Here is a 24,150-nt window from a genome sequence, read left to right on the forward strand (position 1 = left end):
ACCCGCGGGGGCGAGGCGCTGCCGATACGGTCTCTCGCGTCCGCCTCTCCCGGCGCATCCGCGCTGTCAGGCCTCGGCCTACGAGAGTACGCTCCCGCCTCTGCGGCCGGCGGGCCATCCCCGGTGAGGCAGGCTATAACGGGGCCATGCCCGAGGTCATCTCCGGGATCAGCTTCGCGCTCGCCCTGCTGTTCTACAGCGCTGCCAGCGCGCTCTTCTTCCTCGACGTCGCCCGCAGCCGCGCCCGGCTCCCCTCCACGGGCGACCTCGCGGGCCTCTTCGGCGCGGGGGCGCGCGTCCACGACCCCGGCGCTCGGCCGAGCGCTGCGGTCGCCGCCTCCGCCTCGCGGCACGCGCCCTTGCTGCTCGGCCTGGGCGCCCTCGGGCACGCGACCTACGTCACGCTCGCCAGCTTCGTCGCGCGGGTCTGCCCTGTGCACTCCGTTCATTTCATGCTCTCGGTCGCGTCCCTCCTCGCGATCGCCGTTTACCTCGTCGCCCGTCATCGCTTTCGCATCGACGCGCTCGGGCTCCTCATCGGGCCGCTCGGGCTCGCCTTCCTGCTCGGCACGTTCTTCCTCGGAAAGCCGCACCCCGAGCCGAAGCTCAGCCCGCTGTTCATCGCGGCGCATGTCATGGCGAACCTGCTCGGGATCGCGCTCTTCCTTCTCGCCGGCGCCTCTGCGGCGCTCTACCTCGTCCAGGAGAAGCGGCTCAAGCGGAAGCGGCATCTCGAGCGCATGGGCAACCTCCCGCCGCTCGACACGCTCGACCGCGCCATCCATCGCTTCCTGAGCGCCGGCTTCCCCTTGCTGACGCTCGGCATCGTCACGGGGACGTACTGGGCGCACCAGCTCGAGATGGGCAACGCCGAGGAGGTGATGCGCGCCATCTTCGGCTACGCCACATGGCTCCTCATCGCGCTCGTGCTGCTCATGCGCGCCGCCGTTGGCTGGCGCGGCCGCCGCGCGGCGTACGGCACCATCGCGGGGCTCGCCTGCGCCGGGGCGGTGCTCATCATCTATCTCATCCGTCCCGCCGCGGGGCTCGGAGGCTAGCGCAGGTGATCTTCGTCGGGCTCTCCCACAAGACCGCGCCCATCGAGGTGCGCGAGCGGCTCGCGATCGGGCGGGATCGGCTACCCGAGGTGCTCGCGCGCCTCACGGCCCACCCTGCCATCGGCGAGGCGCTCGTCCTCTCCACCTGCAACCGCGTCGAGATCTACGCATCACCCCGGCAGCAGACGCCCGCGCCGCCCCGCCCCGGGAGCGCTCCGCCGCCGTCCGATGAGGATCTCTCGCGCGACAACGAGGCGCTGCGCGCCGCCGTCGCGACCCTCGTCGGCCTCGGGGGAGACGCCGTCCGGAGCCACCTCGCAGGCCGCGTCGGCAGCGATGCCGTCCTCCACCTCTTCCGCGTCGCCGCGTCGCTCGACTCGATGGTCGTCGGCGAGCCGCAGATCCTTGGACAGATGAAGGAGGCCATCGAGGTGGCCCGCGGGGCGAAGACCCTCGGCGCGAGGCTCGGCCGCGCGGCCCACCGCGCCATCAAGGTCGGCAAGCGCGTGCGCACGGAGACGGCGATAGGCGCCGGGCAGGTCTCGGTCTCCAGCGTCGCCATCGATCTCGCCCGCCAGATCTTCGCCGATCTCGCCGGTCACACCGCGCTGCTCATCGGCGCCGGCGACATGGCCGAGGCCGCCTCGAAGCTCCTCGTCCGCGCCGGCGCCCGCCTCATCGTGGTCAACCGGAGCCCGGACCGCGCCGCCGCGCTCGCCCGCGAGGTCGGCGGTGAGCCTCGCCCCTGGGCCGACCTCGAGCGCTCCGTCATCGACGCCGACATCGTCATCTCGTCGACCTCGAGCCCCAATTACGTGGTCACGCCCGACCTCGTCCGCCGAGCCCGCAAGGCCAGGAAGGGCAGGAGCCTGTTTCTCATCGACATCGCGGTCCCGCGTGACATCGACCCCGCCGTCAACAAGCTCGACAGCGTGTACCTCTACGATGTCGACGACCTCTCGCAGATCGTGGCGCAGTCCGTCGAGGGGCGCGCCGCCGAGGCGGCGCGGGCCGAGGCGATCGTCGCGGACGAGGCGCAGGCCTTCGAGGCGTGGACGCTCGAGCGCGCCCTGACGCCCACGATCGTCGGCTTGCGGGCCCGCACGCGCTCCATCCTCGCGGCCGAGGTCGAGCGCAGCCTCTCTGGCAAGCTCCGGCACCTCGGCGCGGCCGAGCGCCAGGCCCTCGCGATGATGATCGACGCCGCCACGAACAAGCTGCTCCACGTGCCCACCACCCGACTCCGCGCGATGGCCAGCGATCCCCGCGTCGCCGAGCACGTCGACTCGCTCCGGGAGCTGTTCGACATCGACGGCGCGCCGTCCGAAAACGCCGCCGCCTCCGCGCTCGCCGAGGGGGAGCTGCGCGGCGCGGTGGACGGGCCTCCCACGCCTCGCTCCGCCCGCGGGGCGGCGCCTCCCGCCTCCGGCGCTCGAGGCGGCGCCTCGCCCCGGCACGCCGATCCGCGCGTCCAGGCTGCAGAGGACAACGGCGTTTACGCGCGGCAGCCCGGCGGGCGCCCCGCCGAGGCGGGCGTCATGGCCGTCGCGAATCCAGCCGCGGCCGTGAGCGCAGCTGGGTTAAAGGGAGCGTGATGCCCACGGAGCTCACCCTCGCCACGCGCCGCTCGGCGCTCGCCCTCGCCCAGTCTCGCGCCTTCGCTCGTTCCCTCGAAGCGGCGGTGCCCGATCTCTCCCTGCGCGAGCTCGAGGTGGTGACCTCGGGCGACAAGACGCAGGATCGCTCGCTCCAGGATATCGGCGGCAAAGGGCTGTTCATCAAGGAGCTCGAAGAGGCGCTCCTCGACCGGCGCGCCGACTTCGCGGTCCACTCGATCAAGGACGTCCCCGCCGAGATCGCCCCGGCGCTGTGCCTCGCCTGCATCCCCGCGCGGGAGGACCCTCGCGACGCGCTGGTCACCCGGAGCGGCGCCTTGCTCGCAGAGCTGCCGGCGGGCGCCCGGGTCGGGACCTCGAGCCTCCGCCGGGCGGTCGCGCTGCGCGAGGCGCGCCCGGATCTCGTGATCGAGCCCGTCCGCGGCAACGTCGACACCCGGCTCCGCAAGGTGTTCGACGGAGCGTTCGACGCCGTGGTGCTGGCGCTCGCCGGACTGAAGCGGCTCGGCCTCGAAGGCCGCGCCACGGAGGTGCTGTCGCCCGAGGTGTCGTTGCCCGCCATCGGACAGGGCGCGCTCGGCATCGAGTGCCGCACGGCGGACGACAGCGTGCGTGACGTCCTCGGGACGCTCGCGGACGCCGAGACAACGATCTGCGTCTCTGCCGAGCGAGCCGTGATGGCCGCGGTGGAAGGCAGTTGCCGGACGCCGGTGGCCGCCTATGCGGTGCGGGACGGCGACGCGCTGTGGCTTCGGGCGCTCCTCGCCGAGCCCGACGGCTCCCGGTTGCGAAGGGCGGAAAGGCGCCTGTCGTGGCCCGGAAACACGCACGAAGCCGAGCGCCTCGGAGCGGACCTCGGGGCGGAGCTCAAGAAGGGTTGAGGCGTGTAACTCGATTGGAAGGCTGCCACGTCCAGAACAATTCTAGAATGGAATGGATAAGGGATCTCCGTACCGCGCCGGGATGAACGGTCACCTGACGATGTGATCGCCGGCGCTCGGCGCGCCGGCGCCTCCAGGCGGAGCCCGTCGGCCCGCGGCGTGCGCGTCGCCGTGTCGCCCATGACCGGTGCGCTTCCCGCGCGGGCGCGACCGTGCGAGACGACAGCCCGCCGGCGGTTTCCCGCCGCCCAGCGCTCCATGCCGGGCTACGTCGCCCTCGTCCTCCACGCTCACCTCCCGTACGTGCGTCACCCCGAGCACGTCCGCTCCCTGGAGGAGCGCTGGCTCTTCGAGGCGCTCTGGGAGTGTTATCTCCCCCTGCTCGGGGTCCTCGATCGCCTCGCCGCCGATCGCGTCGTCGCCCCGCTCACCCTCTCCGTCTCGCCGTCGCTCCTCGCGATGCTGCGCGACGAGCTGCTCCTTCGCCGGTTCGAGGACCACCTCCGCCGGCTCACCGCGCTTGCGGCCCGGGTCGAGGCCCGCTTCGCCGGGAGCGGCTTCGCCGAGGCCGCCGCGTTCTACCGCGCGCGGCTCGCGGACGCCGCGAGCTCCTGGGAGGCGCTGGGCGGCGATGTCCCGGGCGCCCTGGTGCGCCACGCCGGGGCGGGCCGCGTCGAGCTCCTCACCACGGCCGCGACGCACGCCTACCTGCCCGGACTGCTCGCCACGCCGGCGTCGATCCGGGCGCAGCTGCGGCTCGGCCGCCGCGCCTTCGCGGCCTTCACCGGCGCGCCCGAGCCTCGGGGCCTCTGGCTGCCCGAGTGCGCTTACGCGCCCGGCCTCGACGCCGAGCTCGCGGCGGCGGGCGTCCGCTTCACCGTGCTCGACGCCCACGCGCTCACGCTCGCCGCGCCTCCTGCGTCCGCCGGCGCGTCCGTCCCGGTGCTCTCGCCCGCCGGCCTCGCGTGCTTCGGGCGCGATCGCGACAGCGCGCGCGAGGTCTGGTCGCGCGACGCCGGCTATCCGGGTCACCCGGTTTACCGCGAGTTCTACCGCGACGTCGGGCTCGACCTGCCCGAGCGCGAGCTCGAAGGGGAGGTCGGTCCCGACGGCGTCCGGCTCATGACCGGCCTCAAGCTCCATCGCGTGACCGGGCCCGGCCCCGACAAGGCGCCGTACGACCCGGCCCGCGCCTCCGCGCAGGCGCGCGCGCACGCCGCGGACTTCGTGGCCCGCCGCGAGGCCGCGCTCGCGTCGATCCGCGGCGTGAACGCACCGCCCCTCCTGGTAGCCCCCTACGACGCCGAGCTCTTTGGCCACTGGTGGCTCGAAGGGCCCGAGTTCCTCGAGCACGCCCTGCGCGGCCTCGCGGCCTCGGATCGCGCCGCTCCGATCGCGCTCGGCGCGTACCTGGAGCGCCATCCGCCCGTCGAGGTCGTGGAGCCTGCCGCCTCCACGTGGGGCGAAGGCGGGTTCGGCGCCTTCTGGACGGGCCCGAGCGCGTCCTTCCTGTGGCGCCACGCGCACCACGCCGAGCGCGCCGTGCTGGATGCGCTCTCGCGTTGCCGCCACGCGGGCGGCCTGTCCGGCCGCGCGCTGGACCAGGCGATCCGCGAGCTCCTCCTCCTTCAATCGAGCGACTGGGCCTTCATGATGTCGGCCGGGGAGACGGCTTCCTATGCCGAGGCGCGCGCCCACGCCCACGCGATCCGCGCCCGCCGCCTCGCGTCCCTGGCCCAGCAACCCACGGCTTCGCCCTCGGACGTGGCGTGGCTCGACGCGCTGTGCGCGCTCGACCCTTTCCTCGTCGAGCTCTCGGGCCCTGCGCTCCGAGGCGCCTTCGACCCGTGGCGCTGAGCCGGCGTTCCCCTGCGCCCCTCGCCTCCGGATCTCCCGTGCTCCAGGGGGGCAGATCAATTTCCGGCAGCGGAGGATTAAATTACGTTAAAATATTCTACGACGATATTTCACATGGTCGCCTACCCTCTGCGTCGCGGTGGTCGACTCCGTGGGAGGGCGTGTGCGCCCCGCGGCGGTGCCCTCGGCGCCTCTTTTCGGGAGGGTGACCGGCGATTCACCGGCCCTTTTCATCGCCCGCCGCCGGCCGCGCGACCCGGTGCACATCCCCCAGCACGTTTTTCGCGGCCATGGCGGCATGAAGTGCGAGAGGGACGGAGACCTTGTCCGGAACACCCCCTTGATGACCGGCCGGTCAGCACCCTAGTGTGATGCCCGCCAGCTTTGCTCCTGGACCGCACCGGCAGGCGCTGGCAAAGAACCGGGCGGACTCCCCATGACACATCCTCCTTGCGGACCCGAGCGCCGTTTCGCTCGATGGGCTCTCGGCGCTCGTAGCGCCTCATCGAATCACTCCCGCGCCGCCGTCGTCGCGGCGCTGCTCGCTGCGCTCGCGGTGCCCACGTTGACCGGCTGTCGCCGCCCCGAGGCGGACGCGCAGCCGTCGCCGGCGCGCGACACCGCCGCGCCACGCCAGAAGCCCGCGGTGCACTTCGGGAAGGTGACCGCGCGCCCGCTCGCGCAGACGCTGGACATCAGCGGCACCCTGGTCGCCGACGAGACGAGCGAGGCGGCGACGCAGGTCGGCGGCCTGGTCGTGAGCGTCGCGGTCGACGTGGGCGCCCGGGTCAAGAAGGGCGATCCGCTCGTCGTGCTCGACGCGCGCAACGTCGCCCTCCAGTCACAGGCCGCGTCCGCGGCCGTCGCGCAGGCGCGGGCCAAGCTCGCGCTGCAGGACGGCGCGTCGCCGAAGGGCATCGATCCCGACCAGGTGCCGGAGGTCCGGGCCGCGAAGCAGAGCATGGAGCTCGCGAAGTCCGAGGCCGAGCGCGTGAAGCAGCTCTACGACCAGGGGGCCGTCCCCCAGTCGACCTGGGACGCGGCGCGCACGCAGGCCCAGAACGCGACCGCGCAGTACGACGCCGCGGTCAACGGCATCCGCGCGACCGTCGCGGCGCTCACGTCCGCGCAGGCGCAGGCGGGGCTCGCCTCGAAGGCGGTGTCCGACACGACGGTGCGGGCGCCCTTCGACGGCGCGATCGCCGAGAAGCGGATCAGCGTCGGCGAGTACGCCAGCCCGGGCCGCGTCGTGGCGGTCGTGGTCCGCGACAACCCGCTGCGGCTGCGCATCGACGTGCCCGAGGCGGACATCGCGCACATCGAGGTGGGCAAGCCGGTCAGCGTCTCGGTCGCCGCCTTCCCCGATCGCCTGTTCCCGGGCGTCGTGAAGCGGATCGGCGCGAGCCTGAAGGCCTCGTCGCGCACCCTGCCCGTGGAGGCCGAGTTCGACAACACCGAGGGCAAGCTCCGCCCCGGCCTCTTCGCGCAGGGGCAGCTGACGCTGACCGGCGAGTCAAGAACGGCGATCCTCGTCCCCGAGTCGGCGGTCGGCACCTCCGGGACGAGCGCGCGCGTGTTCGTGAAGTCGGGCGATCGCGTGACGGAGCGGCTCGTCAAGCCCGGCCGCAAGATCGAAGGCCTCGTCGAGGTCGTCGGTCCGCTCGCCGAGGGGGATGAGGTCGCGATCGACAAGGTGAGCGAGCTGGCGGACGGCATCGAGGTCGCGGCGGCGCAGTGAGCCGAGCGCACCGCGCGCCTCATTACTGAAGAAAGGTAGCGACCATGCAATGGCTCGCGGCAATCTGCATCCGTAGGCCGGTTTTCGCCTCGGTGATCGTCCTGCTCCTGACGGTGCTCGGGGCGTTCTCCTACTTCGGCCTCGGCGTGGACCGGTTTCCCAAGGTCGAGTTCCCGTTCATCGTCGTGACGACCGTCCTCCCCGGCGCAGCGCCCGAGGAGGTCGAGACGGAGCTCTCCGACAAGATCGAGTCGGCGGTCAACACGATCAGCGGCATCGACGAGCTGCGCTCGGCCTCGGTCGAGGGGCTCAGCCAGGTCATGATCTCCTTCCAGCTCGAGAAGGACGTCGACGTCGCCGCGCAGGAGGTGCGCGACAAGGTCGAAGGCATCCTCGCGGATCTGCCGGAAGGGATCGAGCCGCCGGTGGTCGGCAAGCTGGATCCGGACGCCGCGCCGATCCTCACGCTCGCCGTCTCATCGCCGAAGGCGGACGTCCGCTCGGTGACGGAGTTCGCCGACAAGACGCTCCGGCGCGAGCTGGAGTCGCTCGCCGGCGTCGGACAGGTGCTGCTCATCGGCGGCCGGAGCCGGCAGATCAACATCTGGATCGATCCGGAGAAGCTCGAGAAGTACTCCCTGACCGGCGGCGTGGTGGCCCAGGCGCTGGCGAGCCAGAACGTCGAGATCCCGGCCGGCCGGATCGAGCAGGGGGGCAGGGCGCTCACCCTGCGGACGCGCGGCCGCGTGCAGTCGGTCCAGCAGATGGCGGACATCGTCCTCGCGAACCGCGACGGCTACTCCGTCCGGCTCGGCGACGTCGCGGAGGTCCAGGACGGCATGGCGGAGCCGGAGTCCGCCGGCTTCCGCGGCCTCGATCCTGCCGTGCTCCTCAGCATCCGCAAGCAGAGCGGGACGAACACCGTCGAGGTCATCGACGGGCTGAAGGCGCGGATCAGCGAGGTGGAGAAGCGCCTCCCCGAGGGGTACAGCATCGCCGTCGCCCGCGATCAGTCGGAGTTCATCAAGAACTCGGTCCATGCGGTCAAGGAGCACCTCGTGCTCGGCGCGGTGCTCGCCGCGATCATCGTCGCGCTCTTCCTCGCGAACGCCCGCAGCACGCTCATCTCGGCGATCGCCATCCCGACGAGCATCATCTCCACGTTCGCCCTGATGAAGGTGGCGGGCTTCACGCTCAACGGGATCACGCTCCTCGCGCTGACGCTGGCGGTCGGCATCGTGATCGACGACGCGATCGTCGTCCTCGAGAACTGCTACCGCTGGATCGAGGAGAAGGGCGCGAGCCCGTGGGAGGCGGCGCTCCAGGGCACGAAGGAGATCGGCCCCGCGGTGCTCGCGACGACGCTCTCGCTGATCGCCGTGTTCCTCCCGGTTGCGTTCATGAGCGGCATCGTCGGCCGCTTCCTGAACTCGTTCGGCCTCACCATGGCGTTCTCGATCCTCGTCTCGCTGATCGTGAGCTTCACGCTGACGCCCATGCTGTCCGCGCGATGGCTGAAGAAGCCGGAGAAGCACGACGCCGGCAGCTCCAAGGAGTCGCGCTTCTACGGGCCGATCGAGCGCGGCTACATGGCGATCCTCCGCTGGTCGATGGCGCACCGCTGGGTGATCGTGCTCGCCTCGCTCCTGGCGCTCTTCTCGATCCCGGTGCTGGGGAAGATGGCCAAGTTCAACTTCCTCCCGGTCGAGGACGAGTCGCAGTTCCAGGTCAGCATGCGCGCGCCCGAGGGCGTGAGCCTCGACGGGACGCGCGTCATCGCCACGCGGATCGCGTCGGACATCGAGAAGCTCCCCGGCGTGCTCTACACGCTGACGACGATCGGCGACGATCCGCAGAAGACGCCGAACCTCGCCACCATCTACGTGAAGCTCAAGCCGGCGGATCAGCGCGCGCTGTCGCAGCAGGACCTCATCGATCGCGCTCGCCGCGAGCTCACGCCGCAGTTCGAGGCGGAGAAGCTCCGGGCGAACATCGGCGTCGTGCCCGCCTTCTCCGGCGGTCAGAGCACCCAGATCGCCTATCAGGTGCAGGGCCCCGACCTCCAGAAGATCGGCGTCTACTCCGACGCGCTGCTGAAGAAGCTCAAGGCGATCCCGGGCGTCGTCGATCCGGACACCTCGCTGCTCGTCGGCAAGCCGGAGATCCGCGTGGTCATCGACCGCAAGAAGGCCGCCGATCTCGGCGTTCAGGTCGGCGACGTGGCCAGCACCCTGCGGCTCCTGGTCGGCGGGTACAAGGTGTCGACCTACAACGAAGGCGGGGAGCAGTACGAGGTGCGCGCGCGCGCGCTGTCGAGCTTCCGCTCCGACAAGGAAGGCCTCGCGAAGATCACGGTGCCGTCGACCAAGCTCGGCGCCGTGACGCTCGACAACGTGGTCTCGTTCGCCGAGGGGACAGGCCCGTCACGCATCGAGCGGTACAACCGGCAGCGGCAGGTCATGCTGACCGCCAACCTCGAGGCGGGCTACTCGCAGCAGACGGTCATCCAGGAGCTCGACAAGGCCGCCGCGGAGATGAACCTCGCGTCCGGCTACTCCGCTGGCCCCGTCGGCGCGTCGAAGGAGCTCATCAAGATGATGAAGAGCTTCCTCGTCGCCCTCCTCCTGTCGCTGGTCTTCATGTACCTCGTGCTCGCGGCGCAGTTCGAGTCGTGGCTGCACCCGATCACGATCCTCCTGTCGCTGCCGCTGACGGTGCCGTTCGCGTTCATCGCGGTCATCATCTTCCGGCAGTCGCTCAACATCTTCTCGCTGCTCGGCATCGTCGTGCTGTTCGGCGTCGTGAAGAAGAACTCGATCCTCCAGATCGATCACACGATCAAGCTGCGCGAGCACGGCTTGCCGCGTGCGCAGGCCATCCTGGAGGCGAACCGCGACAGGCTCCGGCCGATCCTGATGACCACGCTCGCGTTCGTCGCCGGCATGATCCCGCTCGTCGTCTCGAGCGGCGCGGGCTCGGGCACGAACCGCGCGACCGGCTTCGTGATCATCGGCGGGCAGACGCTGGCGCTCCTCCTGACGCTGCTCGCGACCCCGGTCGCCTACTCGCTGTTCGACGACGTATCGTCGTGGCTCAAGCGGATCCTGCCCTTCATGCGGGGCAACGACGACCAGGGCGATCCGCGCGGGGCGGGGGAGGGCGGCGTCGCTCCGGCGGGGGATGGGGTCGTCGCGGCGGGGCACCGCGGCGCCGCGGCGCGCGCCGCCGTCGCGCACGACGCGGGCCGGCCGGCGTCGGCGCAGCTCGACTAGCAGCACACTGGCAGCGCTCCGGGGCCGCGGCGCGCCGCGCCCGGCCCCCTTGCTACCGCGGCGAGGCGCTCACTGCGCTTCGCCGTGGACCTTGCGCAGGATCACCTCGAGCAGCCCGTCGAACGCGTCGCGCATCGCCCAGGCCTGGGCGGCCTCGTCGTCGAGGCCAGCCGCCTTGCGCCGCCCCTCGACGAGCGCGTTCTTCGGGCCCCTGCACGCGGGGCCGAGCCGGCGCTCCATGTCGAGCGAGGCGCCCGCGTAGACGTGATAGCAGGACGCGAAATCCCCCTGGTTGTAGAGGGGCGAGCCGACCTGGATCGCGCCGTCCATCGTGCGCGCCAGCACGAGCAGGTCACCCTCGGTGCAGCCGCGGAGGATCGCGAGCGCGTGGTGAGGCACCGATCGCTTGACCGCCGGCAGCCCTTGCTCTTCGTCGGCCGTCTCGGCCGCGAACGTCGAGAGCGGGACGGGATCGGGGCGCACGAGCAGCCGCTTGAGGTAGTCGGCGGGCACGCCGAAGTTGAGGTTCTGCCCCTGCGTCGAGACCGCCGCGGCGACGCCGATCACCTCGCCGTGATCGTTGAACAGCGGGCCGCCCGAGGAGCCTGGCGCGATCGGCGCGGAGATCTGCAGCAGCGTCAGCTCCGGATCCACGACGCGGACCGCGCTCACGAGGCCGTTCGACACGGTGTCCGCGAGGCCGAGCGGATGGCCGATCGCGACGACCGGATCGCCCGGGCGGACCGCGCCGCTGTTGCCGAGGGAGAGCAGCGGGAGCCTCCGAGGCGCGTGGATCCGGACGATCGCCAGATCTCGAGCCTCGTCGAACGCGAGCACCTCGAGCACCGGGTGCTCGCTCTGATCCGAGAGGACGACCTTGAGGTCCGGCATCCCGGCGACGACGTGGAAATTCGTCGCGATCCAGCCGTCCTCGCGGACGAGGAAGCCCGCCCCGAGCGAGCCGTCGCCGCGGATCGTGACGACCGCCGGCATGGCGCGCGCCGCGATCTGCGCCGGCGTCATCGCCGCGGGCTGTGACGCGGAGATCGCCGGCTGGCTCGCCGAGCTCGCGGTGCAGCCGAGCGCCGCGATCGCCGCCGCGGCGACGAGCGCCGAGACGCGCGGCCAGGCGCGCCGCTGCGGGGGTCGGGGGCGCGATGGAGGAGCGGCGCAGGAGGGCCGGTCGTCGTCATGGAGCTCGCCTGGCAGGCTGCGGTGGTTCATGTCGCTCCCCGAGGCCGCCGCGTGAGCGACCTCCCTCCAGCAAGCGTAACGAAGACCCGACGGATCGTCTCGCGCGCCCGGAGAAAATCCGGTCGTGGCCGCATATGCTGTCGCGGTGAGCCAAGACCACGACGCGCGCGATCCGATCTTCGCCCTCAGCGACGAGTTCGTCGAAGCCTTCGCTGCCCGCTGTCCTGCCCATGCCACCCTCGCGGGCATCCCCTGCGACGAAGGCGCCTGGAACGACTGGAGCCCGAGCGGCGCCGCGTCCTGGGCTACCACGGTCGCGTCCTTCCAGGAGCGGCTCCGCTCGCTGCCGCCGCCGCGCCCAGGAGCGGAGGCGCGGTGGGGTCGCCTCGCACGCCGTGTCATGGCGGATCACCTGGATGAGCGGCTCGACGATTTCCGTCACGGCGAGCACCTGCGCGATCTCAACAACATCGAGTCGGCGTTCCAGCACCTCCGGATGGTCTTCGACCTCATGGATGTCCACAGCGCCGCCGGCTGGGAGGCCATCGCGTCGCGCCTGGAAGGCCTGCCGCGCGCGTGCGACAGCTACCGCGCTTCGCTCGAGGAGGGGCGCCGGACGGGCCAGGTCGTCGCGCGTCGCCAGGTGTTCGCCGTGATCGAGCAGGCGCGCTACCAGGCGGGCGACGCGTCGTTCTTCCTCACGCTGCCGGCCGCTCACGAGGCGTCAGGTCGCGGCGCGGGCGCAGGCCGCGCGCGCATCGCGGACGGGGTCGAGCGGGCGCGCGCCGCGTTCGGTGCGCTCGCCGGCTACCTGGAGCAGACGTACCTGCCGAGCGCGCGCGCCGCGGACGCCGTGGGAGAGGAGCGCTACCTGCGCCTCTCGCGCCGCTTCCTCGGCGCGAGCATCGACCCGATCGAGACCTACGCCTGGGGGTGGTCCGAGGTGCACGCCATCGAGGCCCAGATGGCGCGCCTCGCCGGCGAGATCCTCCCCGGCGCGTCGCTGTCCGAGGTGATCGATCTGCTCATGACCGACCCCGCCCGGTGCGCGCAGGGCGCAGACGAGTTCCTCCGCATCATGTCCGAGCGCCAGCGAAAGGCGCTCGCCGATCTCGACGGCGTCCATTTCGACATCCCGGCGCCCATCCGTCACATCGAGGTGAAGCTCGCTCCGCCGGGCGGCGCGCTCGGCGCCTACTACGTGCCACCGAGCGACGGCTTCAAGCGGCCCGGCACCGTCTGGTATGCGCCCGGCACGAAGCAGGCGTTCCCGCTCTACGAGGAGATCACCACGGCGTACCACGAGGGCTTTCCTGGCCATCACCTGCAGTGCGCGCTCCAGGTGCACCTCGATGACCGGCTGAGCCGGCTCCACCGCTTCCTGGTGACGAACTCCGGCCACGCCGAGGGGTGGGCCCTCTACGCCGAGCAGCTCATGTACGAGCTCGGTTATTTCGAGCGCCCCGATTACGTGCTCGGGATGCTCGCGGGCAAGCTGACGCGCGCTTACCGCGTCGTCCTCGACATCGGCATGCACCTGGAGCTGCCGATCCCCCGGGACGCGCCGCTCCACGCCGGCGAGCCCTGGCGCTACGAGATCGCCGTCGAGTACCTCCAGCGCCGGGCCTTTCTCCCGCTGGATCACGCGCACAGCGAGGCGACGCGCTATCTGGGCTGGCCGGGGCAGGCGATCTCCTACAAGGTCGGCGAGCGCGTCGTCCTGGAGCTGCGCGACGCGCTGCGGCGCCGCCACGGCGAGGCCTTCGATCTGAAGGCGTTTCACGCCAGGGTGATCGGCTCCGGGTCCGTCGGGCTCGATCACCTGCGCGAGATCGTGCTCGACGACGCCGCGCACTGATCGCGCGTCAGACACGCGCGCGTCTGGCACCCGCTCGTCGGACACGCGCGCGCCGCCCGCCCGCTTCGCGCCTCGACGCGCGGCCGTGCGCGTGCCAATCGACGCGGGTGAGCGCTCCCCCAGCGAATGAAGCCCCCGAGGCGCGGCCGGACGGCTCGGACCTCTGCACCGCGTGCGGCCTCTGCTGCACGGGGCTGCTCTTCGACGTCGCGCCGCTCGAGGAGCACGAGCTCCCGCGGGCGGAGAAGTTGCGCTTGCCGCTCGCCTGCAATCGGTACCACGACGCCTTCAGCCTGCCGTGCCCCTGCCATCTCGACCGGAAGTGCACCGTCTACGAGATGCGCTTCTCCGTGTGCAGCAGCTACGAGTGCGGCCTGCTCCGGCGCTGCAAGGCGGGCGAGGTGCCGCTCGGCGAGGCGCTGGCCCGCGTCGAGCGCGTGCTGCGCCTGGCAGACGACGTGCGCGCGCGGGTGCCGCCGCTCGTGCCGCCGCGTCCGCTCTGGGACGAGGCCCGCGAGCACCTCCGCCGGCGTGACGCCGAGGACCCGTCGCCCGCGTGGCAGGGCGAGCGCGGCGCGCTCGTCGCCGCGCTCGGTGAGCTCCGGGTCGCGTGCAGGGAAGGGCTCGATCCGTAGCGCCGGCGCCTCGCGAGGGACGCGGAGCGCGGGAACTGGTCTTTCCCATGCCGGGGTCCAATCCGCGGGGCGCTCCAGCGTGCTTTGGAGATCTCCCTCTCTCTGTCCTGCAAAGATCTCCAGGGCCCCCAGGACACCGACGAGCGCGGAGACTCCCCTGCTTCGTCCAGGCCGACCGTGATCCGCCCTCGACTGCGCGCGCCGCGCCCTCGTCAACATGCTTGTCTCGGCCTCCCGGCGGCAGGCTCCAGGCCGTATATACGACCCATGGAACCGACGATCCGCCGGATGACCAACAAGTATTCTGCCATCGCTGCAGTGATCAGCTTCGTCACTCAGCCCATTCCCGGCGCAGATGAGCTGATCGTGGTTCCCATTCATTACTCCTTCTCCGTGTCGCTGACCCGGCGCCGGGGCGTGCCGCTCCGCAGGGCTCCGTGGCTGCAGGTGAGCAAGATCATCTGGGGTGGAGCGGGCGTAAGGCTCTTCGCCAACTTCACGCTCGGCCTCGTCCCGGTCGCCGGTCTCTTCTCCAATGCGGTCACCGCCGTCGCCTTGACGGAGTTCCTGGGTCGCTACCTCGACGCCGCGCTGAGCAGCGAGGCGCCGCCTCCCGCGGTCTCCATCCGGGCCATCAAGGATGCCCTGCGGAGCCCAAGGCGAGCGCGGAGCGCTCAGCGGTTGTGGTCCAGGATCGGCCGCGCCGTCCGGGAATCCGTCCCCGCGCCGACTCCTGGTTGAGGCGCCTTGTCCTGCTGGACGGGAAGCTCGGAGCGCGCGCGGCCTCGGGGGGCCCGGCTCTCGTGACGCGGTCGACGGCCAAGGAATCCGCGGCGCGGGGTCATCTGCCGCACCCCCTCCCGCCCGCGCGCCGCGTCGGAGAGCGCGTCGCCGGCGCGCCGGACGTGGACCCGACGCGGAGCCGCCTCGGTCCGCCCGCGCGCGGCGGTCTCGCCTGCGTCTCTCCTGGCGATCGCCGCCCAGATCGAATAGATCCCCGGCCATGCTCTCCGAGACCCGCGAGAAAGTCCTCGACATCAAACGGCGCTTTGAGGCGCTAAGGGGGCATCTTTGACGTCCCCAAGCTCGAACGGATGCTCCAGGATCTGACCCAGACGACGCTGTCGCCGGGGTTCTGGAACGATCAGGAAAAGGCCCAAGCCGTCCTCCGCAAGCGCGCCCAGGTCGAGTCGAAGCTCGAGGTGGCGCAGCGGCTCGGCCGCGAGATCGAGGATCTCGCGGAGTACCTCGAGCTCGGCGCTGCCGAGGGCGACGAGAGCGTCATCGCCGACGCCGACGCGCAGGCCGACGCCATCGCCGGGCGCCTGCGCAAGGTCGAGCTCGATCGCATGCTGTCCGGCCCCGCCGACCGCGGCAACGCGATCGTCAGCATCCACCCTGGCGCCGGCGGCACCGACGCGAAGGACTGGGCGTCCATGCTCCTCCGCATGTACCTGCGCTTCTGCGAGCGCCGCGGGTACAAGACGGAGATCATCGACTACCAGGACGGCGACGAGGCCGGCATCGACGCCGTCACCCTCACGGTGAGCGGCGACGCCGCCTACGGCTATCTGCGCTCCGAGGCCGGGGTCCACCGCCTCGTCCGGATGAGCCCGTTCAACGCCGATCACACGCGCCAGACCGCGTTCGCCGCCGTCGAGGTCACCCCGGACAGCGACGACGAGATCAACATCCAGGTCAACGAGAAGGACATCGAGATCACGACGATGCGCGCCGGCGGCAAGGGCGGGCAGAACGTGAACAAGGTCGAGACCGCCGTTCGCCTGCGGCACCTCCCGACTGGACTCAACATCGTGTGCCGCGCCGAGCGCAGCCAGCACCAGAACCGCGCGATGGCGATGAAGGTCCTCAAGGCGAAGCTGTACGAGATGGAGCTCCAGAAGCGGGATGCGGAGGTCCAGGCCTACAACGCCGCGAAGAGCGCCATCAACTTCGGCAGCCAGATCAGGAACTACGTCCTCGCGCCCTACCGGCTCGTCAAGGACGTGCGCACCTCCACCGAGGCCACCGACGTGGACGCCGTCCTCGACGGCGATCTCGAGGGCTTCATCGAGGCCTACTTGCTCGCCGCGGCCGGCGGTTCGCTCAGGAAGGGCGGCTCCGTCGCGGAGGACGACGCTCCGTGAGCCAGCAAAAAGACAGACCGAACGACAAGAAGACCGAGCGGCTCGTGAAGGAGGCCGCCGAGGCCGCGCGCGCCGAGGAGACGCTGATCGCCACCCGCAAGGCGAAGGCGGCCCGCCTCCGCGCCCGCGGTGACAACCCGTTCGCCAACGACGTCACGGAGGGCGAGCCGCTCGTCGAGCTCGCGGCCGTCCGCGCCCGCTTCGACGGGGCGCGGGCCGCGGTCGAGCCGAGGCCCGAGGGCGCGGCGCCCGAGCGATCCGCCTCTGCCGCGGCGGATCGCTACGATCCGGCGCGCGTCGAGCCGGTCCCGTTCCGCGTCGCGGGCCGGGTCCTCTTCGTGCGCTCGTTCGGCGGCGTCACCTTCGTCCGGCTGCGCGACCGCACCGGCGAGCTCCAGCTCTACTGCGAGCAGGGGGGCCTCGCCGATTTCGAGCGGCTGGAGGACATCGATCTCGGCGACTTCGTGGAGGCCCACGGCGTCGCGATGGCGACGCAGAAGGGCGAGCTCTCGATCCGCGCAGGGCGCCTCCGGCTGCTCACGAAGGCCTACCGCCCGCTGCCGACCAAGACGAGCTTCAAGGACGTCGAGTCGCGCTACCGCATGCGGTACGTCGATCTCGTGGCCAACCCGCACGTCGCGGGGGTCTTCCGCGCCCGCTCCGCGATCGTCGCCGCGCTGCGCGAGTTCCTCGACGCGCGCGGCTTCCTCGAGGTCGAGACCCCGACGATGCACACGCTCGTCGGCGGCGCGGCCGCGAAGCCGTTCAAGACCCACCACAACGCGCTCGATCTCGAGCTCTTCATGCGCATCGCGCCGGAGCTCTTCCTGAAGCGGCTCGTGGTCGGCGGCTTCGAGCGCGTCTACGAGATCGCGCGCTGCTACCGGAACGAGGGGCTGTCGACGCGGCACAACCCCGAGTTCACGATGCTCGAGTACTACCAGGCGTACGCGACGTACGAGACGCTGATGGACGCCACCGAGGCGATGCTCCGCCACGTCGACGCCCGCCTCGCCGAGCGGCTCCCGGCCGAGCACGCGGCCTGGGCCGCGCAGCGCACGTACTCGCTCGAGCGCTTCGAGCGCGTCCCCATGGCCGAGGGGATCGCCCGCGCCCTGGCGAAGTCGGGCCTGCCGGCCGACGTCCCGCAGCGCGTCGCCGCGGACGACGCCCCGATCAAGGAGTGGGCGAAGGCGGCGAAGGCGAGCGGGCGCGAGATCGACTGGACGAACTTCCGCGCGGGCGCGAAGAAGTGCGAGTCGCCGGGTGAGCTCGTCTTCTGCGCCTACGAGTACGTCGTCGAGCCGTTCCTCACGAGGGACTACCGCACGGAGGCGGGCGACAAGAGCGTCCCTGTCTTCATCATCGACTATCCCTTCGAGGTCTCCCCGCTCGCGCGCAAGAAGGACAGCGATCCCTCGCTGGTCGATCGCTTCGAGCTCTTCATCGACGGCCGCGAGCTCTGCAACGCCTTCAGCGAGCTCAACGACCCCGAGGACCAGGACGCGCGCTTCCGCGCGCAGGTCGAGAAGAAGTCCCGGGGCGAGGAGGAGACGATGGATTACGACGCCGACTACGTCCGCGCCCTGGAGCACGGCCTCCCGCCGACGGCGGGCTTCGGCATGGGGGTCGACCGCCTGACGATGCTCCTCACCGGCGCGACCTCCATCCGCGACGTCATCCTGTTCCCGCTTCTCCGTCCCGAGACCGACGCGTGATCGAGCTCTCCAGGTCGTTGCAGGCCGCGCTCCTCGCCGCCGTCGCTCTGGGCATCGTCCTGCTCGCCTGGCGGGGCACCACCCGCTTCGACAAGAAGGGCGAGCTGGAGCCGCGGCGCCCCGGCGTCGTGCGCGCCGGGGTCGTGGTCGCTCTCACGGGCGCCAGCCTGCTCGCGCTCACGCTCATCGGGTCCAGCGGGCGCGCGAAGGGCCTCGCGCCCATCGGCGCCTTCTTCGCGAGCAATACCCAGCTGATCGCCCAGCTCGTCGCCGCGCTGGTCGTGGGGGGTGCCCTTCGGCTGTTCCGGGCCAGGACGGCCGCGGACAACGGCCGGTGGCTCTCCGGCAGGTGGGGGTCCAAGGCCCGCGTGGGGCTCCGCGTGCTCGGCGCGACGTCGCTGCTCGCCGCGCTCGCGATCGTCGTCCTCTGGGTCGCGGTCCTGCCCATCCAGCCGACCTTCAGGTGGATCCTTGGAGGCATCCTGTTCGGCGCGGGCGCGGGCTATCTGGTCGCCGGGAGCCGCCCCGTCCGCAAGGGGCTCTATCGCGCGCTCGGCTGGTGGTGGGGCGCGCTCGTGGGCGTGGCCTTCGGCGTCACCGCGACGCTCACGGCCAGGATGCCCGTCGGGAAGGGCGCGTCGTTCAATTCGACGGATCAGATCATCCGCTTCACCGCGCTCGTCTCGAGCGTCGTCTTCCTGTTCTTCGTGCTGTCGGCGCTCCTGCCGCTCGCCCTCGACGCGCTCGAGCGCCGGAGCTTCGTGCCCCACGTGGCCGCGCGCCACGTGCGCGCCTCGAAGAGCGGCTTTCTCACGGTCATCTCGGTCCTGTCGATGGCCGGCGTCGCCGTCAGCTCGTGCGCCCTGTGCTCGGTGACGAGCATCATGGGCGGCTTCGGCGCCGACCTGAAGCGCAAGATCCTCGGCAACAACGCGCACATGGTCGTCGACGCCTCCCGCCCTGGCGGCTTCGGCAACTGGGACGACAAGCTCACCCAGGTGCGCGTCGCGCTCGCGCCCTACGGAGGCGCCGCGACCCCGGTGGCGGCCGGCGAGGCGATGGGATCGAGCGCCTCGAACACCGCGGGCGCGCTCGTCCGCGGCATCGATCCGGACACCATCGGGCAGGTCATCGACCTCGCCAAGAACATCGAGGTCGGCAGCTTCGACTACCTGCGCGAGCCCGAGAAGCTGACGAGCCTGCCTCCCGAGGAGATCATCGGTCGAGGTCCTGGCGGGGAGCCGTACTTCAAGGGGCCGGACTTCCGCCAGCCCACGGACGTCGACCCGTCGGTGCGCGATTACCTGAAGCTGCAGACGCGCCTGTACCCGGGCGTCATCATCGGCCGCGAGCTCGCAAAGTCGCTCCACGTGCTCGTCGGGGACGAGGTGACCCTCCTGTCGCCGATGGGCGAGCTCGGCCCCACCGGCGTGATGCCGCGCTCCCGCAAGTTCCGCGTCGCGGCGATCTTTTATAGCGGCATGTACGAGTACGACGTCACGCACGCGTACGTCTTGATGGAAGAGGCGCAGAAGTTCTTCAGCCTCGACGACAAGATCACCCACATCGACATCCGGGTCCCGGATCCCGAGCGGGTGCAGGAGGTCCGCCCGGCCGTGGAGGCGGCCGTCGCCGCGAGCGCCGCGCTCGACGAGGCGCCGGAGGGAGGAAAGCCGCCGCCGCAGCTCCGCGTCCGCGACTGGATGGAGATGAACAAGAACCTCTTCAGCGCGCTCAAGCTGGAGAAGATCGCGACGTTCATCATCCTGTCCATCGCCATCGCGGTCGCGAGCTTCTGCATCGTCTGCACGCTGCTCCTCATGGTGACCGAGAAGGGCAAGGAGATCGCCGTCCTGAAGGCGCTGGGCGCCTCGGACAACGCGGTGATGCGCGTGTTCATGATCGAGGGCGTGATCATCGGCGCCATCGGCACGATCTACGGTGTCGGCACGGCGCTCGCGGTCTGCACGGGCCTGTACTGGTTCGGTGTCCGGCTCGATCCGGACGTCTATTACATCGACCGGTTGCCCGTGAACGTGAACCTCTCCGACTACGCGATGGTCGCGGTCGCGTCGCTGCTCATCTGCACCATCGCCACCATCTACCCGGCCCGCGCCGCCTCGAGGCTCTCTCCGGTCGACGGGCTCCGTTACGAGTAATCACTCCATGTCCACTCCGCTCGTCGTCGTCGAAGACCTCCGCAAGACGTTCGTTCACATGGGCCGCGAGCTCCACGTGCTCTGCGGCATCGACATCGTCATCAACCAGGGCGAGGTCGTGGCGTTCGTGGGCCCCTCCGGCGCCGGCAAGAGCACGTTCCTCCACTGCATCGGCACGCTGGACCTCCCCACGAGCGGCCGCATCCGCCTCGGCAACGACGAGCTCACCGGCCTGCCGGGCTCGCGGCTCGCGGCGATCCGGAACCGGACGATCGGCTTCGTCTTCCAGTTCCACCACCTGCTGCCCGAGTTCAACGCGGTCGAGAACGTGATGATGCCGGGCCTCATCCAGGGGAAGACCCGCCGCGAGATGGAGCCGCTCGCGCGCTCGCTGCTCGCCGAGGTCGGGCTCGCGGCGCGCGCGACGCACCGGCCGGGGGAGCTGTCGGGCGGCGAGCAGCAGCGCGTGGCCCTGGCGCGGGCGCTCGTCCTCTCACCGAAGCTCCTCCTCGCCGACGAGCCGACCGGGAACCTCGACACCGCGACGAGCGACTCGATCCACCAGCTGTTCTTCGAGATGAACCGCAAGCACGGCACCACGATCGTGGTGGTGACGCACAACCTCAGCTTCGCCGAGTCGATGCCGCGCGTGGTGACCATGCGCGACGGGACGATCGAGAGCGATCGCATCGGCAGCGAGCGCGCCGCGGCCCTCGGGTACCGCGACGGCTCAGCCGGATAGCCGCTCGCTCAGGAGCTCGGCCGCGCGCAGCGACATGGCCATGATGGTCATCTGCGGGTTCACGCCGAGCGACGACGGGATCGCGCTTCCATCGCACACGTAGAGCCCGGCGACGTCGTGCGCCTGGTGGTCCGGCCCGAGGCACGATGACCGCGGATCCACCCCGATACGGCACGTCCCGAGCGGGTGGAACGCGGCCACGTCGAGGTCCCCGGCCTTGATCTGCCGCGCCTTGAGCCGCTCCAGGTCCGCGGGGCCGTTCACCTCGTCGCAGCCGGCGACGAGCGGCAGGACGCGCCGCGCCCCCGCGGCCAGGAACACCTCGCAGAGCAGCTCGACCCCGCGCTTCATCTTCGCGAGGTCCGCCCCGTTCATCGTGTAGAGCACGAGCGGCGTGCCGCCGATCCCGGGCCTCACCTCGCCGCGGCTCGTGTCCTTGATCATGAACCCGAACGTCGCGAGGTGCGGATACCGCTCCATCAGCTCCGTGTAGCGGTGTCCCGTCCAGGGCACAGCCAGCGCGGCGACGTCGAACGGGAGCGAGCCTCCCTCGAACATCAGCCCTTCATCGGCGAAGTGGTCGATCTGGTAGCCCTGCGGGATGCCTTGCCACTGATCGATCCGCTCATCGAAGAGCGCCATCACCTTCGACGCCGGGTGGATCGAGAGGTTCTTTCCCAGCGCGCCGCTCGACAGGCACGCTCCGCTCCGGCGCAGGAGCAGCGGTGTCATCAGCGCGCCGCCGGCCACGACGACGGCCTCCGCCCTGACCACGAGCCGAGGCTGCCGCCTTGCGCCGCTCGCCGCGCGGTCGTCGTTGCCTCCGGCCCTCGTGTCGCCGCCGAGCACCGCAGTCGCCCCCCGCGCGCGGCCCGCCACGATGTCGATCGTCCTGACCCGCGCCGCCGTGATGAGCTGCGCGCCCCGCTTCAGCGCCTCGGGCACATAGCTCACGTCGGTCGAGCGCTTGGCCCCCGTGGGGCAGCCGAAGCAGCAGATCCCCTGCCCATCGCAGTCCGGCGCGTTGCGCTGGAGCGGCCCGTGCCGCAGCCCGAGCCGCTCCGCCCCGCGCCGGACGATCGGCCCGATCGCCCCGAGGTGAAGCGGATCGGCGGGGGCGACCTGGAGCATGCGCTCGACGCGCTCGTAATAAGGAGCGAGCCCGCCGGACGAGAACTCCGCAGGGAGCCCCATGCCGTCTCGCCACGACGCGAAGGTGCTCTCCGGAGCCCGGTAGCAAGTACCGGAGTTGATCACGGTGCTCCCTCCGACGGCGCGCCCCGCGAACACCGGGATATTCACGTTGCCGAGCGTCATGTCGAGCCCGTGGTCGCGGTACATCTCCCGGTAGGCGCGCGCGGGCCGTCCGGTGAAGCTCGAGCGGCGGTGGAAGTCGCCCTCCTCGAGCATGAGCACCGCGTGTCCGCGCGACGCGAGCTCGTAGGCCGCGGCCGCTCCGCCGGCGCCGGTGCCGATCACGAGGACCTCGCACTCGAGCTCCAGGTCCTCCTCGACCTCGCGCCCGTCCGTCACCTGCGCGAGCCAGCGCGGCGCCTCGTCGCGCACCGTGGGCAGCTCGTAACGGCAGCCGACGTGCTTGAACATCTCGGGCCGGTCGTAATGGACGAACCTGAGCGGCGTGAGCGCGGCGCGGAGCAGCGAGCGCAGCGTCCGCGCCCGGCTCTGCTCCAAGCCGCGGAGCACCTCCATCCGCTCCTCGAGCGGCAGCGCCGACAGCGGCCTGAGCCGGAACGGAAGGGGAGCGAGCTCTATCGCCCACAGCGCCGCGCGCACCCCCTGCGCCAGGTGCGGCGGGATCGAGCCGAGCCAGGCCGCGAGTCGGCTTGCGGTCGCGGCGCCCGCGCCGTCGAGGAAGCGGCCGGGTGGCATCGCCGCCTCGGCGAGCGCGGCGGCGATACGCATCTCCCGCCCAGAGAGCCTGGGCTCCGCGCCGCCGTTTGTCTCGGGGGCCCGCTCCGCGCCGGCATCCTCCCTCGGTGTCCCGGGCCAGCGTTCCCTCCGCTCCAGCGCGGGCAAGCGCCCGAAATCGAGGTCCAATCCAAGGGTCATGGTCCTCCGAACCGCTCGTGAAAACTTCTGTTAATTCTGTAGCAACAGAATCGTCATGATGCAAGGCGGGCTGAGCCGCTGCTCTCGCGCGTGCTGGACGTGCCGCGCAGGCGGGCTGATCCGTTGCTCTTGCGCGCCGGACGTGTCGCGCAGGCGGCCTGTCACGGCATGGGCAGGATCCAGATCGGCGAGCGCGGCTGGAGCTCGAGGTGCTTCCAGGCGTCCTCGGCGATCGCGATGCCGAGCTCTCCCTCATCGCGGAGGCTCGCGGCGACCGCGCGAAAATAAGGGGCGTCCGGGCGCTCGAACGCGATGATGCCCTTCGGATCCGACGGGCTCGGGGTGAACGGGCGACCCGCCTTCGCCCGGCGCGTATCGCTCACGAGCGAGATTTCGTCCATGCGGGCGGTGAAGTGCGGCCCTCCGTCGAACGGATCGACCCTGTGGGCGTAGCGGAAGCCGACGCGGCGGAGCAGCTTCTCCACCCCCCGGGTCTGCGCCCCGACCTTCCCGATCACGCGCTGCGCGTCCTCGGGTAGCAGCGACGCGTAGATGGTCCCCTCCGGGAAGAGCCCCTTGATGAACTCCTTGTTCTTCTTGGAGAGGAGATCCGCGTCGGCATAGCTCATGTCGGTGAACTTGCGCCCGAGCGCTTCCCAGAGGTGGCTTGTCCCATCCGGCTCGAGGGGGGGCATCAGCTCGGCGAGGATCTCGTCCTGGAACAGCGCCGATCGCGCGGCCATGTAGAGGAAGCGAACATAGGAGATCATCGTGCCGAGCCGCTCGGGCCCTTGCCGGTACTCCGGCATGAGCACGAGCCCGCCGATCTCCGTGGGGCCGTTGTACGAGTAGCCGATGCGCAGCACGGTATGATGGAAGTGCTTGTCGATCGTGGCCGAGTACTTCTCCTCGTCGAGCACGTCGAAGAAGATGTAGGGGACGCCGCGCCGGCCGAGCTGCGCGATGATCATCGACGTCCCGACGATCATGCCCTTGTCGCCCTTCGTCAGGTCGACGAGGACGAAGACGTATTGGCGGAGGCGCGGGTCCTGGATCGACCCGTTGAAGCTCTTGTGGCTCTCGGCGACGATCTCGTGGATTGCGTCACGGTTGTTCGGCAGGTTGACCGAGTTCAGGTGGCGCGCGACATAGAGGAGCTGTTCCTCGTCGTCGGTCACGGCTGCGCGTATCTCGAACGAGACCAT

General features: G+C 71.0%; 16 protein-coding genes. 13 read left to right on the plus strand and 3 right to left on the minus strand.

What is annotated here, in order from left to right; genetic code table 11:
• The first annotated feature begins 146 nt into the window (after positions 1–146).
• From WMF45_RS09125 to WMF45_RS09150, 6 genes are all read left to right on the plus strand, one after another.
• Positions 147–1,058: a cytochrome C assembly family protein gene (locus WMF45_RS09125; RefSeq protein WP_437716549.1), complete on the plus strand. Its 912-nt coding sequence runs from the start codon at positions 147–149 to the stop codon at positions 1,056–1,058.
• A 5-nt stretch (positions 1,059–1,063) separates the two neighbouring features.
• Positions 1,064–2,653 carry a glutamyl-tRNA reductase gene (gene hemA / locus WMF45_RS09130; protein ID WP_437716550.1) on the plus strand — a complete coding sequence of 530 codons (1,590 nt, stop codon included), beginning with the start codon at positions 1,064–1,066 and terminating at the stop codon, positions 2,651–2,653.
• Positions 2,650–3,555, plus strand: a complete 906-nt coding sequence (hemC, locus tag WMF45_RS09135) for a hydroxymethylbilane synthase (protein WP_437716551.1) — start codon at positions 2,650–2,652, stop codon at positions 3,553–3,555. Before hemA ends, hemC begins: the two co-directional genes overlap by 4 nt.
• A gap of 258 nt (positions 3,556–3,813) precedes the next feature.
• Positions 3,814–5,412 (plus strand): glycoside hydrolase family 57 protein, encoded by a 1,599-nt coding sequence (locus WMF45_RS09140; protein WP_437716552.1) that lies wholly within the window; start codon positions 3,814–3,816, stop codon positions 5,410–5,412.
• 556 nt (positions 5,413–5,968) lie between these two features.
• Positions 5,969–7,150: an efflux RND transporter periplasmic adaptor subunit gene (locus WMF45_RS09145; protein ID WP_437716553.1), complete on the plus strand. Its 1,182-nt coding sequence runs from the start codon at positions 5,969–5,971 to the stop codon at positions 7,148–7,150.
• A 44-nt stretch (positions 7,151–7,194) separates the two neighbouring features.
• Positions 7,195–10,422, plus strand: a complete 3,228-nt coding sequence (locus tag WMF45_RS09150) for an efflux RND transporter permease subunit (RefSeq protein ID WP_437716554.1) — start codon at positions 7,195–7,197, stop codon at positions 10,420–10,422.
• A 69-nt stretch (positions 10,423–10,491) separates the two neighbouring features.
• Here the strand turns inward: WMF45_RS09150 and WMF45_RS09155 are convergent, their stop codons facing one another.
• Entirely contained in the window at positions 10,492–11,646 is a 1,155-nt protein-coding gene (locus tag WMF45_RS09155) for a S1C family serine protease (RefSeq protein WP_437716555.1), read from the minus strand.
• A 115-nt stretch (positions 11,647–11,761) separates the two neighbouring features.
• On the opposite strand from WMF45_RS09155, the gene WMF45_RS09160 reads away from it, so the two are divergent.
• The 7 genes from WMF45_RS09160 to WMF45_RS09190 all read left to right on the plus strand — a co-directional run bounded on the left by WMF45_RS09160 (position 11,762) and on the right by WMF45_RS09190 (position 20,875).
• On the plus strand, positions 11,762–13,474 hold the full coding sequence (locus tag WMF45_RS09160; RefSeq protein WP_437716556.1) for a DUF885 domain-containing protein: 1,713 nt from the start codon (positions 11,762–11,764) through the stop codon (positions 13,472–13,474).
• A gap of 107 nt (positions 13,475–13,581) precedes the next feature.
• Complete coding sequence (locus WMF45_RS09165; RefSeq protein ID WP_437716557.1) at positions 13,582–14,109, plus strand: hypothetical protein; 528 nt, start codon at positions 13,582–13,584, stop codon at positions 14,107–14,109.
• A gap of 267 nt (positions 14,110–14,376) precedes the next feature.
• The gene (locus WMF45_RS09170) at positions 14,377–14,850 is read left to right on the plus strand and encodes a hypothetical protein (RefSeq protein WP_437716558.1); all 474 of its coding nucleotides are present in this window, start codon (positions 14,377–14,379) and stop codon (positions 14,848–14,850) included.
• Between the two features lie 262 nt (positions 14,851–15,112).
• Positions 15,113–16,256 (plus strand): peptide chain release factor 2 gene (gene prfB, locus WMF45_RS09175; protein WP_437716559.1). Its coding sequence is split into 2 segments (ribosomal slippage): positions 15,113–15,181 and positions 15,183–16,256, totalling 1,143 coding nucleotides; the frame shifts between segments, so codons are not numbered across the junction.
• Positions 16,253–17,974 carry a lysine--tRNA ligase gene (gene lysS / locus WMF45_RS09180; RefSeq protein WP_437716560.1) on the plus strand — a complete coding sequence of 574 codons (1,722 nt, stop codon included), beginning with the start codon at positions 16,253–16,255 and terminating at the stop codon, positions 17,972–17,974. The genes prfB and lysS overlap by 4 nt, the downstream gene beginning before the upstream one ends.
• Positions 17,971–20,133: an FtsX-like permease family protein gene (locus WMF45_RS09185; RefSeq protein ID WP_437716561.1), complete on the plus strand. Its 2,163-nt coding sequence runs from the start codon at positions 17,971–17,973 to the stop codon at positions 20,131–20,133. The genes lysS and WMF45_RS09185 overlap by 4 nt, the downstream gene beginning before the upstream one ends.
• Positions 20,134–20,140: 7 nt before the next feature.
• Positions 20,141–20,875, plus strand: a complete 735-nt coding sequence (locus WMF45_RS09190; protein ID WP_272101325.1) for an ABC transporter ATP-binding protein — start codon at positions 20,141–20,143, stop codon at positions 20,873–20,875.
• On the opposite strand, the gene WMF45_RS09195 is transcribed toward WMF45_RS09190, so the two are convergent.
• Together WMF45_RS09195 and WMF45_RS09200 are read right to left on the minus strand one after the other, a co-directional pair.
• The gene (locus WMF45_RS09195; RefSeq protein WP_437716562.1) at positions 20,864–22,945 is read right to left on the minus strand and encodes an FAD-dependent oxidoreductase; all 2,082 of its coding nucleotides are present in this window, start codon (positions 22,943–22,945) and stop codon (positions 20,864–20,866) included. The two genes, WMF45_RS09190 and WMF45_RS09195, sit on opposite strands and share 12 nt — an antisense overlap.
• A 161-nt stretch (positions 22,946–23,106) precedes the next feature.
• Positions 23,107–24,150, minus strand: a complete 1,044-nt coding sequence (locus tag WMF45_RS09200; protein ID WP_437716563.1) for an arginine N-succinyltransferase — start codon at positions 24,148–24,150, stop codon at positions 23,107–23,109.

Origin of the sequence: Sorangium sp. So ce448, from assembly GCF_051520915.1 — a bacterium.
GTDB classification, from domain to species: Bacteria; Myxococcota_A; Polyangia; order Polyangiales; family Polyangiaceae; genus Sorangium; species Sorangium cellulosum_B.

Bases quoted from the DNA above. Each gene is read 5' to 3' on its own strand.
- WMF45_RS09190 (WP_272101325.1), top strand. From the start codon at position 20,141: ATGTCCACTCCGCTCGTCGTCGTCGAAGACCTCCGCAAGACGTTCGTT.
- WMF45_RS09200 (WP_437716563.1), bottom strand. From the start codon at position 24,150: ATGGTCTCGTTCGAGATACGCGCAGCCGTGACCGACGACGAGGAACAG.
- WMF45_RS09140 (WP_437716552.1), top strand. From the start codon at position 3,814: ATGCCGGGCTACGTCGCCCTCGTCCTCCACGCTCACCTCCCGTACGTG.
- WMF45_RS09125 (WP_437716549.1), top strand. From the start codon at position 147: ATGCCCGAGGTCATCTCCGGGATCAGCTTCGCGCTCGCCCTGCTGTTC.
- WMF45_RS09195 (WP_437716562.1), bottom strand. From the start codon at position 22,945: ATGACCCTTGGATTGGACCTCGATTTCGGGCGCTTGCCCGCGCTGGAG.
- WMF45_RS09155 (WP_437716555.1), bottom strand. From the start codon at position 11,646: ATGAACCACCGCAGCCTGCCAGGCGAGCTCCATGACGACGACCGGCCC.
- WMF45_RS09170 (WP_437716558.1), top strand. From the start codon at position 14,377: ATGGAACCGACGATCCGCCGGATGACCAACAAGTATTCTGCCATCGCT.
- WMF45_RS09150 (WP_437716554.1), top strand. From the start codon at position 7,195: ATGCAATGGCTCGCGGCAATCTGCATCCGTAGGCCGGTTTTCGCCTCG.